Here is a 16,197-nt window from a genome sequence, read left to right on the forward strand (position 1 = left end):
ACGACAGATTTGGTGAATTTATTTAGAACAGCAGACAATATTTTCAAACAAAGACAGCGAAAATCTGGAAAATCCAACGTCATTTGTTTGGAATATTTGCAATCTGTTGAAGTTCAGTAATCACACTTAATATAAATCAATTGGTTATCAAACTATTATTTATAACTTCAACAAACTCTACACTTTTTATAAAATTATCACTACACTGTGGATTCAGAGAGTAAGCCAGACATATCTAATAGTCGTTTAGACCAAACACTAGATTGTTCTGCAACTTCAGTGCGTGTTTTATCATCAGACAAAATATTATTAAAAATTAATCTCCATCGTTCTAGTTGAACTTGAATGTTAACTAGTTCTTCTGCATATTCCGGTTCAATTTCTGCTGCTGTCCATTCAATGAACCATAGAGTTTCGTCTGTTACACTCTCAACAGCTTCTCTATAATCGCTGTTACAAAATGTTCTAATCCTCGCTAAATTGGAAGCTATGTGTCCTAAGCGAACTGATGTATTGTCACCTTGAAAACGTGCTTGTTTTTTTTTAGCATTTGAGTCTCATCCACACTCTAGTTTCTACTTTTATTTTCTAACCACAGAGACTGATTGCTCACACTCTTGTAAAAAACCTACACCTGTCAGATTCCCAGTCGGAGACTGGGAACGAGGAAACGAGGAATTTGCATCAGGTATTGACTAAATACCAACGCTGTAGCGCCAACCGCTGAATTTCGCGCCAGGGAATATTATGCTTTCGGGCTAAGTCTGCACAATCTTCATATTCTGGCTGCACATTTGCAATAACTTTTTCTGGTGATTGTCCTTTCCATGCTATCTTCACACGCACTTTGCCATATTCCGTTTCCACTTGTTGAATTTCTCGTTGTAAAATGGCGCGTTGCTGAGTTGTTCGCCGAATACCCAAGGTTGTAGTTTCGCGGAAGATAACGGCTTCACAACTGAGTAAATTTTCTGGATGACAAATCACAGTCAGTAAAATCCCCGGACGGGATTTTTTCATACCGATCGCTTGGGTAAAAACATCCAGCGCACCAGCCGCAAACAACGCCTCAAACGCATAGCCAATAGCTTGTGGACTTAAATCATCAATTTGGGTTTCTAATACCGAGATGGTTTCCAAATTTGAGCTAGTTTCTTCAGAATCACTGAAATTTGACTGTAAACTTGTGCTTTCACCCAACCAGAGGNTCCCCAATCCCCGTCCTATGGCAAAAATTTTCCCCGTTCATCCGGATAATCCTCAAACTCGCCGAATAGAGGAAATAAAGTCGGCGCTCTCTAGTGGCGCAGTCATGCTTTACCCTACTGATACAGTCTATGCCATCGGTTGTGATTTGAATGCCAAGTCGGCGGTAGAACGAGTGCGGCAAATTAAACAGCTAGCAAACGATAAACCATTGACATTTTTATGTCCCTCGCTTTCAAATGTGGCAACTTATGCCTTCGTAAGTGACACAGCTTATCGGATTATGAAACGCCTGATTCCAGGGCCATACACGTTTTTGCTCCCAGCTACGAAGTTAGTACCGCGATTGGTGCAAAGCCCCAAGCGGAAAACTACTGGAATTAGAGTACCAAACCATACTGTGTGTTTGGAGTTGCTGACAGCATTGGGCAATCCGATTATTTCAACTTCAGCACATCTGCCACCAGATGAAGCAGATAATGGCATAGTTCGGATAGATCCAGAAATTGTTCAGTCGCGGGTAGAGCTATTCGATCGTTTGGACAAGTTGGTAGACATAATTGTAGACACTGGCGAGGAACCTACTTATGAAGTATCTACCATCTTGGATATGACCGGAGACGAACCAGCAATTATACGGAGGGGTTTAGGTTGGGAAACAGCAGCAGCATGGGTATAAAAATTCCACTTCACAGGCGCACCTCTCCGTTTCGGAAATTGTGATAAAAACAACTCCAGTTTTAAAATTGTCATATTTAAAAGCGATGTCTAGAATGGGCTGCTCGGTGAGGCAGTCGATATAAGAGGATGGTGGCAAAACTTGGCACAGCAAGGTATTTGACAACTTTAAGAAAATGGCGGGTACTCGTGTGCCAGCGTTGAGATGGTGGCTTGTGAAGAAAACCGACACATTGCCATAACTGTAACTCTTTCGTATTTCCTATAGTTTTGATATATGAGCTTTAGATGTGAGCATTATATACGGCAAGTCTTGATGGATAAATGCCTAAAGATTCACAAGCCTTGGACAGCCTTGATTGCTGTGTCTGCGTTGTAATTACGGTGCAATACTACTGGAAAAGTCATGAAAGCTAACGTCGTCAATCTACCAAACTCTACACCCATTTTTGAGAACCACGTTTCAACTGAAGAATTTTTAAATAGCAGCAGCGATCGCTTGATTCAATTGCTGTCTGAGGAAATGCAAGCGCAAGTGAAAGCAACACCCAAGTGCGTAGAAGCTTTAGCAAAGCGCATAGCCGTAGAAGTAGAACGCATTTGCGATAAAAGCTCCCGCATTCAAACATCTGGGGAAATCAAGTCCTGGCAGATGACGTTGGGAAGGCATCGGATGCAAAAATGCTTACGTTACTACCAACTAGGTTCCAAACAAGGGCGGGTGGAATTACATAGCAATTTGGGTGCTATGGTTTACCGTCATGTAACCATGTCTGGCTCTGAGTTGGGTTTTGATGCTCGTTACAGCCTGATTGAAGATTTTTTACAAGCATTTTATATCGAAGCGATTAAAGCTTTCCGCAGAGAAAACGAACTACCAGAGAATCACACGCCGCGTACTCAGCTGCAATTAGCTGAATACATGGCTTTTACAGAACAGTATGCTAAACGCCGGATCAATTTACCTGGCGGTGCAAATCAGCAATTGATTATCTTACGCGCCCAAGGTTTTGCTCGTCGTCAGCCTCAAGAAACTACCGTAGATATTGAAATGGCGGTAGAGTCTGCTAAGGGTGAAGAAGCAGAATCTTACCAGCGTAACTCGGCGGTGCAACAGCTGCGATCGCAAATGATTGCCCAAACTAATTTCGATCCATCTGAAGAATCAGAACGCGATCGCGTCATCACTGAATTGATGAAATATCTGGAGTCTCAAGGTCAATCTGATTGTATGAACTACCTCAGCTTGAAACTTCAAGACCTTTCAGCCCCAGAAATTGACCAAATTCTCGGTTTAACTAGCCGTCAGCGCGATTATCTCCAACAACGGTTTAAATACCACGTCGAAAAGTTTGCCAAGCAACACCACTGGCAATTAGTACATCAATGGTTAGGCGCGGGTTTAGAGCAAAAGTTGGGTTTATCTTCCCAGCAGTGGGAAATCTTTGTGAATCAACTCACAGAACAGCAACAGCAAATATTACAGTTAAAAACTGCACGGGAAAACGACGTTGCGATCGCCAAGACCATCAAATGCACCCCCAAACAGCTACAAAAACGCTGGACTCAACTTTTAGAAATCGCATGGTCTATCCGCAACGGTCATACTGAAGCCCAGACAGGCTAAAATCAAGGTGAATAAAATATAGAGAAGACCATGAACCCAGTATTTCCCGAACTCTCTAGTCTTTCGAGAGCGGAAAAACTCCAACTGGTAGAAGACTTATGGGATGAGATTGCCACTACACCAGCAGCACTCCCAGTTTTAGATTGGCAGAAACAAGAACTAGCCCGCCGCAAAGCCGAATATCTGCAAAATCCAGCCATTGCCAACAGTTGGGAAGATGTAAAAGCCAGAATCTCTGAACGGCATGGCTAGAAATTTAACTATTCTTATAGCCGCAGAACTAGATATTATCGAAGCTTATGACTGGTACGAGGGGCGGGAATTTTGATTAGGCGCTGAGTTCCTACGATGTATTGATGCCTGCCTGAATTTAATTCAGCGTCACCCCAGCACATACCAGATTGTTCATGAAACCTATCGCCGCGCTACAATTAGGCGTTTATCCCTACGTCGTTTTTTACGAGTTTAATGAACAGGAGATTATTATCTACGCTGTTTTCCACTGTTCCCAGGACCCAGAAAAATGGCGTAGTCGCTTGCAATAGTTGCTCTTTAAGACTAAATATAAATCCATTATTTTAACTATTACCTGAATTAGTAACTCGTTCCTAATCCAAATTATTAATACATTTGTATTTATCTAGTACAAAAATACCAATAAATTCGGATTTTTTAGCTATTAATCCAACCATATTTAGCCAAAATCAAAAATTCATATTAAGCAACTGAACCTTTTTTACTGCTTCTGTGAAATCCTATAATAAGCAGGACTTTTGGCAGAGGGATTGAAGATGGCTCTGACTCAAGGCGGACGGGCAAATAAGTCTGGGAATATTTTAGAAGCAAATGTAGAAGCAATCTTGTATGGGCATAATTATTTCCAAGTTGGGAACTATGTCCAAAAAGAATTTATACTAAATGCTACTTTATTGCCAAAACGTTATGGCAAAGAAGTTTATATTGGAACTGGAATTTATCATACCTATCTGAAGGTTGATTTTTATGTTGTCGGCTCATCTGCAATGCCATCTGGTTTAATTTTCGAGTGCAAATGGCAAGAAAGCCCCGGTTCTGTTGATGAAAAGTTTCCTTATTTGAACATGAATATTCAGCACTATTACCCTGCACCAACTATCGTAATTTTAGGCGGTGAAGGTATGCGAGAAGGAGCAAGCAAATGGCTGAAAGCAAGGGTTAATGATAACCATAATTTATTAGCAGTTTATAGCTTAGATAGATTCATTGCTTGGGCAAATAAAAATCTTTAAAAGAAAGATGTAATTAATAGTTCGTTAATAACGCCTCTATTTTTTATGTTTGAGTTAATTGAACGTGCTGCTTTAATTTTGTAAGTTTCAAAATTGATATCTGTATAAATTTTTTGAATAAATTCACTATCAGAATTGCATACCATAACTTTGACACCACGACTTGCTAACTCTGCACAAGTATCTCTTAAAAGTTCTTGGTCTTTTTTACTAAAACAATTTTGACTATAAGCAGTGAAATAGCTAGTATCACTGATAGGATGGTAGGGCGGATCAAAAAATACAAAATCATCACTGCTAGTCGCATGATTTAGGATTTCTTTAAAATCTGCTTGTTTAATTTCTGCATTGGAAAGTGCTTCTGAGGCTGATTTTAGTAAAACCTCAGCACAAATATTGGGATTGTCATATCTGCCTAATGGCACATTGAACTTACCCTGTGAATTAACTCTATAAAGACCATTAAAACAAGTCTTATTAAGATAAATTAGACGAGCAGCTTTTTCTATATCAGTACCGCTGGAGTTGTTTCTAACACTATAGTAATAATCTTTATCATGTCGGATTTTATGCTCTTTCAATAGAGAAATTAAATCCTCAACCCGATCTCTAACACAACAATAAGTGTTAATTAACTCGGCATTAATATCAGTTAAAATAGCTGCACTTGGTTGGAGATAGAAAAAAACAGCACCACCACCTAAAAATGGCTCATAGTAATTTTTATAACTCTTGGGAAAATAAGGAATATATTGCTGTATCAACCGACTTTTACCCCCTGCCCACTTCAAAAATGGACGCGGGCTACTTTCCTTCGAGACTTGAATTACCATTTACTTACAATTTAACTGAAAATAATTATGACTAAATAAAGCCAATATAACCGACAAGCCAAATTTTAGATTAACTGGCTAATTTTCCATCTGCATATATTACAATTGAGTAGATAAAGCATATCAAAACAAACGTAAGTATATAACAAGGCAGTTTACATTCAGATGTTTGACGGATTTTGGGATAACGTCTTTCGCTACCCCCGATACTTAATTACGATCATCTTAGGCTTGTTTCTGAACACCTTTGCGCCATTAGTGCCATTGTTGAAACGCCCTATCACCTCGATCGCTATCTTGGGTTTATTTGTGAGCAGCTTAGTCTTCCTTACTTTCACCCTACGGGCAATGCTGGGCTTGAGTCCAATCTAGACTAGCGTTATATCGGGGCTGTGCCCCACAGACGGTTGCTTTTGGCGTTGCTCCCCCTAAGTACCGTCTACCCTGCATCTATTTTTGTCGTACAACCTCTGTGATGAGGCGAAATTTTTATGGCTACAAATCGTCGGGTTTCCCGCGTTGCTGAACTGATCAAACGGGAAGTTAGCCAAATGCTGCTTAACGGAATTAAGGATGACCGTGTGGGTACTGGAATGGTCAGTGTGACTGATGTTGATGTTTCCGGCGATCTCCAACACGCCAAAATCTACGTCAGCATCTATGGAACAGATGAAGCTAAGGTAGAAACAATGGCAGGCTTAAAGTCGGCCACAGGTTACGTCCGCAGCGAACTTGGGGCGCGGGTACGGCTACGTCGTACACCAGAGGTGATATTTCTCGAAGATCGCTCTATAGAACGCGGTAATAAAGTATTAGCACTACTAAACCAACTTAACCACGATCGCCCGCCAGAAAATCTGGTAGCAGTAGAAGACAGCAATGTTCAAAATGATGAAGAATTCTCCGAATAAGTAACTAAAACAACAATGTAACTTCAGAACAATTAATCTCAGCAAATCCGCCAAACAGTTTACAGACGTGACTAGATCGCGTCTGTTTTAATGTGAACATAACCTGATTCAGCAAGACACTTCTTTTCTTGTAGGCGAAACAAGGTTTAAAAATTCTTCCTGTGCTAAAACTCCATTCTTTTATGGGTGGAATATTCACTAATTCTGAAATTCTGATTCCTGTTTATGTGTGTCCTGATTACGAATTAGAGAATTACTCGACCCTTTTACAGATGTTTTTCAAAATAAAATTGGATGGTGTTAGTGCTGAAATTAACTAATAAATTACAGATTTACTTAAGAGAATGTTAACAGATGCTATGGTTAAAGCCTTCGTAGTATACTTTGTCCGTTATGTTTTGCAACAGTTTATACCCTAATGACTGACAAATATTATTGTGTTGTTTACCTTAGATGAATACCCGCAGTTATAGATCCAGCTTTTAAGGTGATTATTTGATATGTAAGCGATAGCGATATAAACTCTTCCCACCCACCAAATCTTGCCTAAATACAGTAATGGCAAGACTTTCAGACTTGTGGCATCAAAGTCATACAGCTACATAAGCAGGTTAAGTTAACTACTTGGAATTTTTTTTGTAAAGCGGATTTTCGGGAAATGTCAGGATTCGTTGACTTTCTTAACATTTCTTGAGATAATTTCAGGAGATGTAGCGTCAAAATAAAAATAGTTCCGTATAGCAAACTACAAAATCTTAGCCACAAGTCTAATTTCTGTAATGTTTGTTCCTAATTATTAACGGGAACACTATCGTAAGTGTTAATTTGTGAGTAAAAAACATGAGTGTGAATACGGTGCCTTCTATCAATTACTACTCTCTAGACGTGATTCAAGACGAAGCACGCCGACTGGTGCAAAAGGGAATGGTTAGCCGACAACAGCCAATATATAGCCTCTGCCAATACATTCCAGCGAGAGAGTGGGTTTGCGTTGAATGTGAATTAGAGAAATGTGACTTTTTGTTGCGCGATCGCATTGGCGACCTAATTGGTCGCGAACAGTGGGACAACGACTAATCAATGTTTGATTTCGGGTTTGGGATTGGGAGTTTGTTTTTGATGTGTGGATGTCACCATCAACGATTCAACGCTCAATCTGGGGATAATCTCTAGTTTTGAATGAGCATTGCCCTATACAGAATCTTGCATTTTTGATTAATACAGAAGCATTTGAGTCTGAACTTATACAACTTTTCAAGTTAAAGAAGGCATCAAAACCATTTGTTCTGTACATCTGGTGTCACGGCTTGAGTTTAGTATATAGATTCTGCGAAGTTCCTACATCGATCCGATAGAAGTGTAGGAACTTCGCATTTGACTCGCAATTTATTGCATCCCTTACTTGAGGGAAGCGATTGTGTGCTTGCTGTTAAAAGCCAAAATCAGCCTTGAAAAGTTTACTAAGTACAGGCTAACCGTCACAAGTTGCGACAATACAGGGAACCTCCGCAAGCAACTGGCTCAACTTTCGCCAAATCCAAAATTTTTATAGTATTTTTTCAGAAAAAATCTCGGCAAGCATAAAAAAATCATCTTGACATTTTTGGGAAAAGGTTCAAGCCCCACCCTTCATAGATAGCTCCCTCTCCTGCCTCCTGCCTCCTTCCTGCCTCTTTCCTGCCTCCTGCCTCCTGCCTTCTGCCTCCTTGACTTGACTATTATCCTACTTGCTCTAAATATTGATTAATGTCTTCAATGATGCGAGTAAGTTCAGCTTCAGTAGTCAAGCGGATGTTAACGTTGCGGACAGTCAGCAAAACTTTGGCTGCGAAGGGCGTTGGCCAGATATTAGGATTACAAAAAATTTCTAAAAAGACTTCACCCGTATAACGATATTCCAAGGGAGGCTGGGGAGTGACTCTACCACCGCCAGGAGTGGGTTTAGCAGCGATCGCTTTTAGGCGTTCCATCAGTTGATCCGTCGCTGTCTTTAATTCTCGTGCTGCTTGGGGTGAAAAACTGAAGGAGACTGAACCTTCAATTAAGTTCAATGTTAGAGGAATTGAAGACATATTTTTTTTATTAAAACTTCTTGATAAGTACTTATATTACCGGAAGAAGTGGTCTGAATCCCACTCTGATAGTTCCTGGTGTCTTCTTCAAAGATCATTAGTACAGCTTGGCGTAATTCGTTAGTCTGTCAAGACAAGTATTTTTTCCTGGGTAAATAAGTTTGTAGTAAGGACTTTAGTCCTTGTGTTAAGCACTGAAGTGCTTACTACGCAACGGGCTTTCATTAGTTTGCAATCAGAGTATTACCCTTTCGTTCTGTTACCGCCGAATCAGGCTGCGAAGCCGCCATCAATTTTCAGACTAGCATCAGTGACGAAGCCGGCTTCCGCACTGGCGAGATAGGAAACCATATCGCCGACTTCGTTGCAAGCGTGGCCGCAGTAAAGATAGCGCCTATTTGGTATCACACGGACATCTGACGTGGAAACTGTCAGATTTCGCTCCTCAAATTTTGACAATTTTCTGAATAAACCATGAGCTTACTTATCCTTATCAGGCAGTAAATAACACTCATTAAGCCGATCGGTTATTTAGAGTAAATACAGACCACTGATAGCCGCCATAATCTCTTTGAATACAATTCAATACGATCTCAGTTGATGTATTAATAACAAAGTTAATTAAAATATTACTGAAATTAATGCTAAATATACGCGGTTATTTATAAAGCTATTACTAATGCCTATCCAACTTGTAGCTGTTGTTAGTTAAAAAGAATCTCAACAAATTGATCTAAAACATAGAGACTATAGAGAGACTTAGCTCTTACTGCGTAAGACTTTGATACACTTCATTTGTGTTTATTTCTATTTTGAGGTCTACATTAGAAGTCATAGAACTTGATGTAATAAATTATCTATGATTTACGATAACCGCGCTGAAGTGCGAAAGGTTTTAATTATTACCCTATTGCTCAACCTGTTTGTAATGGGATTGAAAGCAGTTGTGGGCTACTGGACAGGTTCTTTAAGTTTATTAGCTGATGCCTTGCATAGTGTGACAGATAGCGCCAACAACATTTTAGGATTAATTACGAGTAAATTTTCTTCTCCACAACCCGATCGCGAGCATCCCTACGGACACAGCAAGTTTGAAGCTGTGGGCGCTCTAGGAATTGCCTCGTTTTTAGGAATAGCCTGTTTTGAAATTCTGCAAGGAGCAATCGAACGAATTCTCAAAGGTGGTGGTGAACCGATAAAAATATCGCCACCTGAGTTGTGGTTATTACTAATTGTGCTGGGCGTAAATATTTTTGTGGCGTTTTATGAACGTGCTGTGGGTAAGCGGGTAGGTAGCTCAATTCTCATCGCTGATGCGACACATACCATGAGCGATATTTGGGTGACAATCTCTGTAATCGGTGGCTTGATAGGAGTTTGGCTAGGTTATCAATGGATGGATTTGGTGTTAGCTTTTCCTGTCGCCTTGTTAGTATTTTGGAGTGGCTGGTCAGTTTTAAAAGAGAATTTGCCTTGGCTTGTGGATCAAATGGCGATCGCACCAGAAGCAATACACGCGATCGCGACTTCTGTCCCAGGCGTAATTAACTGTCATGCGATCGCTTCTCGTGGTGTTCTTGGTCGTCAGGTATTTATTGAAATGCATTTAATAGTGGATGCATCAGACGTAGAAACCGCCCACCACATCACCGAAGAAGTAGAAAGCCGATTAGAAGAACGATTTCGTCCAGTGAGAATTTTAATTCACGTCGAGCCACCAGCGTATAAGTCTGAGCAAATTAGCTTTGAAGCTGGAGCAAAGTAGTCTCATAAATTCTAAATCATGTCCTATACTATGCTGGTTCTCCTTAAAAAGGCTTGCTTTAATTTCCTCATTAGAAAAGGAGAGTTAGGGGGGATCAAGCCTGAACCTAAGTCTATTGTGTTATTGTCAACATTTTCTTCCCAAGCCAATAGCTTACTAAAAGTGATGTTTTATAACCTTAATTTCTTCGTTTAAAAAATATGATAAGGAAAATAACAAATAACGACCGACAAATAACTGCATCTTTGTATTAACTCTTATAAGAAGCAACCAATTCTGCGACGATCGCAACTAGTTCTCCGGGATCGACTGGTTTAGGTACATGAGTCTGAAAACCCGCTTCCAAAGCACGGCTACGATACTCGCTATCACCATAAGCAGTTAAAGCGATCGCGGGAAGTTTTCCATAAAGATCGGGCTTCAGTGCCCGGATCTTGCGAATAAGGGTGTAGCCATCTTCATCAGGCATAGCAATATCACAAATCAAGACATCTGGTTGCAACTCAGGTAATACTTTCAATGCTACCGCTGCCGATGCAACTGCCATAATGATGGCTCCATCAGCTTCCAACACAGTAGTAATGTAAAAGCGGCTATCATCATCATCATCAACTACGAGGATGTTTAAGCCAGCAAGGGGAAGAGCAGGTTCCATAACATCTCCATTAATGTTGATCGAATGAAATGTATTTCCAATGAGCTGCTTATTTTTTATCTTTATCACCATACCATTGGTAATTTTACTGCGATCGCGCCGATTTTCCTAGAAAATAACTCAATTTGTCTTGTCATCATCTAATTGATGGATAATTATTCACTGGCATTTATAATTATCGACTGGATAAAATTATGTTAGTGTTTAAATTCCTTTACATTAAAAAATTAACTTTAACGAATAGTTTAAGTTCAAAAATAATTTTACTAGCTACTGACTGCTTTATTACTAACAGGCTTGGATTTTGATGGAGCTTGAAAAAAGTCAAAAAAAATAGACAATACCGAGTCTTAAAACTAGTCAGTTCGGCATTGTCATTTTTAAATCAATACAGTTCAGATAAGCACAAAACCCAGATGTAGAGAGCGATTTATCGCGTCTTTAAAGACCAATTATCTACACCAATAACCCTTAACTCAAGCTTATTGAAACGGAGCCGAAGACGCTCCAGATCCAGTCAAGAATTAGGAGTCATAAGTAATATACTTGACTATTAACTTGCAAACTGCTGTATGCGAATATAAACTCCTGGAAGTAATCTGAAGCATAGCAAAAAGTAATGAGCTTTTAGTTAAGTCAACTCAAAACTTGATTACTCCCATTCAATGGTTCCAGGTGGCTTAGAGGTGATGTCATAAACCACTCGATTCACCCCTTTTACCTCATTCACAATTCGAGTAGAAATCACTTCCAGGACATCATAAGGCACTCTCGCCCAATCAGCAGTCATGCCATCTTCACTGGTGACAATTCGCAAAACAATGGGGTAAGCGTAAGTACGTTGATCTCCCATAACGCCAACACTACGAATTGGCAGCAATACAGCAAATGCTTGCCAGAAATCATGATACATACCGCGTTGGTTAATTTCTTGCCGTACAATCAAATCGGCATCGCGCAAAATATTTAACCGCTCAGATGTAACTTCCCCCAGAATCCTAATTGCTAAACCAGGCCCAGGAAAAGGTTGCCGTTGAACAATTTCTTCTGGTAAACCAATGGAACGTCCAAGTTTGCGGACTTCATCTTTAAATAGTTTCCGCAGTGGTTCGACCAATTTAAATCTTAGGTCTTTGGGCAAACCGCCAACATTATGATGACTCTTAATTTTCACCGCTACCCGCTCACCACTTTGGGGATCAACGTTGGTGTCAGCAGATTCAATCACATCTGGATAAAGAGTTCCTTGAGCTAGATAGTCAAAGTGACCGAGGCGCTTGGATGTTTCCTCAAATACACTGATAAATTCGTGTCCGATGCGGCGGCGTTTTTCTTCAGGATCTGTTACCCCAGCAACTCTAGCTAAAAAGCGATCGCGGGCGTTAACATATTCAACAGGAATGTGAAACTGCTCTTGAAACAGCTTTACCAATCGCTCTGGCTCATATTTTCGCATAAAGCCTTGATCGATAAACACGCAAGTCAGTTGCTCGCCAATTGCTTTATACAGCAAGAAAGCCAGGGTAGAAGAATCCACTCCCCCAGACAGCGCCAACAGCACCCGTTTTTCACCAACTCTGGCGCGAATTTCTCGAATTGCTTCTTCGACAAAAGCCGCTGTTGTCCAAGTAGGTTCGCAATCGCAGATATGGTAGACAAAATTACGGATTAATGCTATACCACCTACAGAATGCACCACCTCTGGATGGAACTGAACGCCGTAAAGTTTCCTTTCGTGGTCGGCGATCGCAGCACAGGGAGTATTTTCTGTATGTGCGAGCAATTCAAACCCTGATGGCATTTGAGTAACTGAGTCTCCATGACTCATCCACATAGTGGTGCCATCTTCGACATTAGTAAGCAAATCTGTGGGATTATCAATATATAATGACGCTTTGCCGTATTCACCTCGATCGGCCTTTGCGACTTCCCCACCGAGTTGGTTTACCATTAGCTGCATCCCATAGCAAACACCCAAGACGGGTATTCCCAAATTCCAGATTTCTGGATCGCAATGAGGAGCTTTATCACCATAAACCGAACTTGGGCCACCTGAGAGGATGATTCCCTTGGGATTGAGTTGGCGCAAATGTTCAGAAGTAGTGCGATACGATAAAACTTCGGAGTATACTTGAGTCTCGCGGATGCGACGGGCAATCAACTCAGAATATTGAGAGCCAAAATCCAGAATTACAATCAATTGGCGATCAAGCCGCCCAAAAGTTTCTAATGTTTGGGGCGCTTGTTCTGTTGGTAGAGTCACCGCTGTATTCATGACGGGAGTGTTATATCTGTTAAGGATAAATAGATGCTTTGTGGTCTTATGGTGATGCTATTATTCAGCCTGGATAGACTGATAACGGTATAGAAAGCCTTGACAAACGCTAGTTTACGTGCATTTGTCAAACCCCGGAGTTGGAGATGGTATTAAAACGATAAATCTACCCTAGAGTGGTTACTTAAAGGATTATTTTTTTGGATTGTTTACGATTATTCATAATAAATTAACATAGTTTTCCCATCAACAGACCAGCAGTTTTACTCTTCACGATAATTTTGCGATCGTGATCGAAGAGAAGAGAACCACAGACTGTTACTTTTGTGCCGCTTTCGCTATGACTTTGGATGTATTCTTGGGCACGAACATCGATAGTTGCGGCGATCGCACTGTAAACTTGATTTACCCAATCACTACCAGTTGCAGCATCTAGGGATTTTAGGTGTGTTAGTGCTGCTTCAGCAGTTGCACTGTTAAACACAGCTTGGATATCTGGTAATTTTAAACCTGCGATCGCACAGTGCGCTGCCAAAATTTCTCGCCGTCCATCAGCCAAGTAGTGATGGGTGTGAAAAATCCCCCCAGCCAGTTTCATCAGCTTCCCGTGATAGCCAAATAATAAGATTTCTTTGACACCCAGCACATCAGCTTCTACTAACATTGGGCCGAGCCAGTTAGCAGTTTTGACCAATTGATCGGGATTAATCCCTAGTTTACGCGCCAAATCTAGACCATTCTCGCCGATACAAAATACTAAAGTTTCAAAACGACTGGCTTTATTTTGTAATTCTGCCCGAAAAACTGCAAGCTGATCTGGTGTACTTAAGGGTTGAGAAATGCCGGTAGTGCCTAAAAGGGAAAGTCCTTCAACCACACCAAAGGCAGAATTGGAAGTTCTAACAGCTAGCGATCGCCCTTCAGGTAGAATAATCGTCACCGTGATTTTTTCCCCAGGTGCTAGCATTCGTTGCAAATTCTCTTGCAACAGCCTTTGAGCGTAAGCATAAATAGCTGGCTTGTCATCAGCATTTAATTGCCTACCAATCCCTTCGCCACCTTTAATAATTACTGCTTCATCACCCTGTTCTCGCCATTCCACCAATGCCCAAATCGGTGTATCTTTAGTCAAATCGAGATTATCACCGGGATCGCTGCGAGCGATCGCTAAAGCTGTATTCTCAGATAATCCTGCTACCTGTTCAATGGGGATTTCGGCAATTTGAGCGGGTTCAATCAAATCTACTGATGCTATGCTTAGGGGTTTGCGATCGTGTAACCAGTGTAAAGCTGCAACAGCAGCAGCACACGCAAATACTGGGAGTGTGTATCCAGAACGGGACATTTTGTAAATTTAAAAGTTAAAATAATTCTTCAAAAATAAAGACAATTTTAGACGGCAATTTAGACATCAACTGTAGCTTACTTCCTTTAGAATAACGTTCCCTCTCTACCTCCCTCAATACGGTCGGCGTGCAACGGGCAATTTAGACCGTGTTTACTTTGCTGAGTTCGACGCGACCGCCTTCAAATACTTGCACCATTAGCTGATAACCCTCCATCAGGGACATCCCGACGAGTGGTTCTGAATCAGCCTCATCAACCGGGATTGTCAGAATATCTTCATCCCAAAGTAAAACTGCTTTATAGACATTGAAAACGCATTCACTCCCATCTCCAAGAATGGCTCGTCCTCGCCTCTTCCATCTCAGATTCAACTGAGCGATCAAATCTGGAGGCAGTGAAAGCCAACCGTTAAAGCCTGTGTCCACAATCGCATCTTGTGTGTAAATTTTGCCATCGGAACCACAAACGGAAAGTGAAATAATCGGTTCAAAATCCGCGTTAACGATTCCGGCGATCATACGGCTTTTTTCATGCGTCCGCCGAATCGACGAACATAGCGAGAACCAATGCGGACAATCCAGATTTGAGCGTCTGGGTGACGGGCTTCGAGGCGATCGCAGGCAGCGATTTCACTAGCATCGACCTCAAAAGCTCCGGTTTCGATGTCGATCGCCACAATCTTACCATGATTATCTGCTTCAACCTGTGAGCGCACCTGAGATTCATAAATCTCATCGCCACGTCGAGCGAATTCTTCTTTGCCGTAGCGGGGTTGGTAAACTGTCATAGAAATAGCTTCGTGTTCACGCCTCTAATTTTTCTATTTTAGGCTACGGGCTTTTTGCTTCGCTCAGAGCCTACGGTTAGATAGAGCCAAGCTACTTCATAATCAGTAAGAAATGAAAGTGTATGAGTAAAAAATTGGTTGATGCCAGTGAGTTGTTGAACAGAACTAGAAAGATTAGAAAAGAAGTTGTACTTAATACCTTGTGCTTTATTAGTTACATCTTTATTTAACCGTCTTTCAAGCTCACTGACAGTTATGATCTCCATTCCACCCTCATTCCAAGTTTCACGGGGATACCACAAATAACTTCTTCTCACGTTCAGCAGCAAAAGCTAGACACGCTTTGATATCTTCAGAAGTTAATTCAGAAAAATCCTCTAGGATTTCTGCTTCAGTCATTCCACCACCAAGATACTCCAAAATATCATAAACAGTGATTCGCATTCCCCGGATACAGGGTTTACCACTGCGTTTTCCAGGTTCAATCGTAATAATATCGTGGTAATTCATAAATTAGTCAAGATATCTGTTTAATCAATGCGAGTAGGAGGTAATAGTAGAATGACAGAATTGATATATTTATCAAATTCTACATTTAGATAGCCTTAAGCAAAGGCTGCCAGGGAGCAATGCGATTTTGTGAGCAGGGGGAGCAGGGGGAGTGAAGAGAAAACTTTAGTATTTTTTATGACCGTTATAGCTCTAAATACACTTATTTCTTTCTCTTCCCCTGCCTCCCCTGCATCCCCNCTGCCTCCCCTGCTCCCCCTGCC

At 41.0% G+C, this 16,197-nt stretch carries 17 protein-coding genes and 1 pseudogene; 8 read left to right on the top strand and 10 right to left on the bottom strand.

Annotation, left to right across the window (positions count from 1 at the left end):
* Nucleotides 1–684: 684 nt before the first annotated feature.
* Nucleotides 685–1,206, bottom strand: a pseudogene (locus CDG76_RS00385) (LarC family nickel insertion protein); the annotation flags it as partial.
* A gap of 19 nt (nt 1,207–1,225) precedes the next feature.
* On the opposite strand from CDG76_RS00385, the gene CDG76_RS00390 reads away from it, so the two are divergent.
* From CDG76_RS00390 to CDG76_RS00410, 4 genes are all read left to right on the top strand, one after another.
* Nucleotides 1,226–1,885 (top strand): L-threonylcarbamoyladenylate synthase, encoded by a 660-nt coding sequence (locus tag CDG76_RS00390; RefSeq protein WP_094347150.1) that lies wholly within the window; start codon nt 1,226–1,228, stop codon nt 1,883–1,885.
* A gap of 405 nt (nt 1,886–2,290) precedes the next feature.
* Complete coding sequence (locus CDG76_RS00395; protein WP_094347151.1) at nt 2,291–3,511, top strand: HetZ-related protein; 1,221 nt, start codon at nt 2,291–2,293, stop codon at nt 3,509–3,511.
* 30 nt (nt 3,512–3,541) lie between these two features.
* Nucleotides 3,542–3,763 carry an addiction module protein gene (locus CDG76_RS00400; RefSeq protein ID WP_094347152.1) on the top strand — a complete coding sequence of 74 codons (222 nt, stop codon included), beginning with the start codon at nt 3,542–3,544 and terminating at the stop codon, nt 3,761–3,763.
* 539 nt (nt 3,764–4,302) lie between these two features.
* Nucleotides 4,303–4,779: a PD-(D/E)XK nuclease superfamily protein gene (locus CDG76_RS00410; protein WP_094347153.1), complete on the top strand. Its 477-nt coding sequence runs from the start codon at nt 4,303–4,305 to the stop codon at nt 4,777–4,779.
* Here CDG76_RS00410 and CDG76_RS00415 read toward each other — a convergent pair.
* A complete protein-coding gene (locus tag CDG76_RS00415) occupies nt 4,776–5,612 on the bottom strand; it encodes a DNA adenine methylase (protein WP_094347154.1) in 837 nt (278 codons plus the stop codon). The two genes, CDG76_RS00410 and CDG76_RS00415, sit on opposite strands and share 4 nt — an antisense overlap.
* A 165-nt stretch (nt 5,613–5,777) precedes the next feature.
* Here CDG76_RS00415 and CDG76_RS00420 point away from each other — a divergent pair, with 165 nt between their 5' ends.
* The 3 genes from CDG76_RS00420 (at nt 5,778) to CDG76_RS00430 (ending at nt 7,600) form a co-directional block, all read left to right on the top strand.
* Nucleotides 5,778–5,984, top strand: coding sequence for a DUF751 family protein (locus CDG76_RS00420; protein ID WP_094347155.1), 207 nt, complete (start codon nt 5,778–5,780; stop codon nt 5,982–5,984).
* Nucleotides 5,985–6,103: 119 nt separating this feature from the next.
* On the top strand, nt 6,104–6,523 hold the full coding sequence (gene rbfA, locus CDG76_RS00425) for a 30S ribosome-binding factor RbfA (protein WP_094347156.1): 420 nt from the start codon (nt 6,104–6,106) through the stop codon (nt 6,521–6,523).
* A gap of 840 nt (nt 6,524–7,363) precedes the next feature.
* The gene (locus CDG76_RS00430; RefSeq protein WP_094347157.1) at nt 7,364–7,600 is read left to right on the top strand and encodes a DUF4327 family protein; all 237 of its coding nucleotides are present in this window, start codon (nt 7,364–7,366) and stop codon (nt 7,598–7,600) included.
* 641 nt (nt 7,601–8,241) lie between these two features.
* Here the strand turns inward: CDG76_RS00430 and CDG76_RS00435 are convergent.
* On the bottom strand, nt 8,242–8,595 hold the full coding sequence (locus CDG76_RS00435; RefSeq protein ID WP_094347158.1) for a hypothetical protein: 354 nt from the start codon (nt 8,593–8,595) through the stop codon (nt 8,242–8,244).
* A gap of 859 nt (nt 8,596–9,454) precedes the next feature.
* Between CDG76_RS00435 and CDG76_RS00440 the strand changes: the two genes are divergently transcribed.
* Nucleotides 9,455–10,360: a cation diffusion facilitator family transporter gene (locus tag CDG76_RS00440; RefSeq protein WP_094347159.1), complete on the top strand. Its 906-nt coding sequence runs from the start codon at nt 9,455–9,457 to the stop codon at nt 10,358–10,360.
* Nucleotides 10,361–10,610: 250 nt separating this feature from the next.
* On the opposite strand, the gene CDG76_RS00445 is transcribed toward CDG76_RS00440, so the two are convergent.
* From CDG76_RS00445 to CDG76_RS00475, 7 genes are all read right to left on the bottom strand, one after another.
* Complete coding sequence (locus tag CDG76_RS00445; protein WP_094347892.1) at nt 10,611–11,015, bottom strand: response regulator; 405 nt, start codon at nt 11,013–11,015, stop codon at nt 10,611–10,613.
* Nucleotides 11,016–11,667: 652 nt separating this feature from the next.
* Nucleotides 11,668–13,290, bottom strand: coding sequence for a glutamine-hydrolyzing GMP synthase (guaA, locus tag CDG76_RS00450; RefSeq protein ID WP_094347160.1), 1,623 nt, complete (start codon nt 13,288–13,290; stop codon nt 11,668–11,670).
* 229 nt (nt 13,291–13,519) lie between these two features.
* Nucleotides 13,520–14,635, bottom strand: a complete 1,116-nt coding sequence (gene cbiD / locus CDG76_RS00455) for a cobalt-precorrin-5B (C(1))-methyltransferase CbiD (protein ID WP_094347161.1) — start codon at nt 14,633–14,635, stop codon at nt 13,520–13,522.
* Nucleotides 14,636–14,777: 142 nt separating this feature from the next.
* On the bottom strand, nt 14,778–15,155 hold the full coding sequence (locus tag CDG76_RS00460) for a clan AA aspartic protease (protein ID WP_094347162.1): 378 nt from the start codon (nt 15,153–15,155) through the stop codon (nt 14,778–14,780).
* Nucleotides 15,152–15,424 carry a hypothetical protein gene (locus CDG76_RS00465; protein ID WP_094347163.1) on the bottom strand — a complete coding sequence of 91 codons (273 nt, stop codon included), beginning with the start codon at nt 15,422–15,424 and terminating at the stop codon, nt 15,152–15,154. Before CDG76_RS00465 ends, CDG76_RS00460 begins: the two co-directional genes overlap by 4 nt.
* Before the next feature lie 38 nt (nt 15,425–15,462).
* Nucleotides 15,463–15,690, bottom strand: coding sequence for a hypothetical protein (locus CDG76_RS00470; RefSeq protein WP_143853997.1), 228 nt, complete (start codon nt 15,688–15,690; stop codon nt 15,463–15,465).
* A 19-nt stretch (nt 15,691–15,709) separates the two neighbouring features.
* Nucleotides 15,710–15,934: a DUF433 domain-containing protein gene (locus tag CDG76_RS00475; RefSeq protein ID WP_094347165.1), complete on the bottom strand. Its 225-nt coding sequence runs from the start codon at nt 15,932–15,934 to the stop codon at nt 15,710–15,712.
* Nucleotides 15,935–16,197: the final 263 nt, after the last annotated feature.

The organism is Nostoc sp. 'Peltigera membranacea cyanobiont' 210A (genome assembly GCF_002246015.1).
GTDB lineage: Bacteria > Cyanobacteriota > Cyanobacteriia > Cyanobacteriales > Nostocaceae > Nostoc.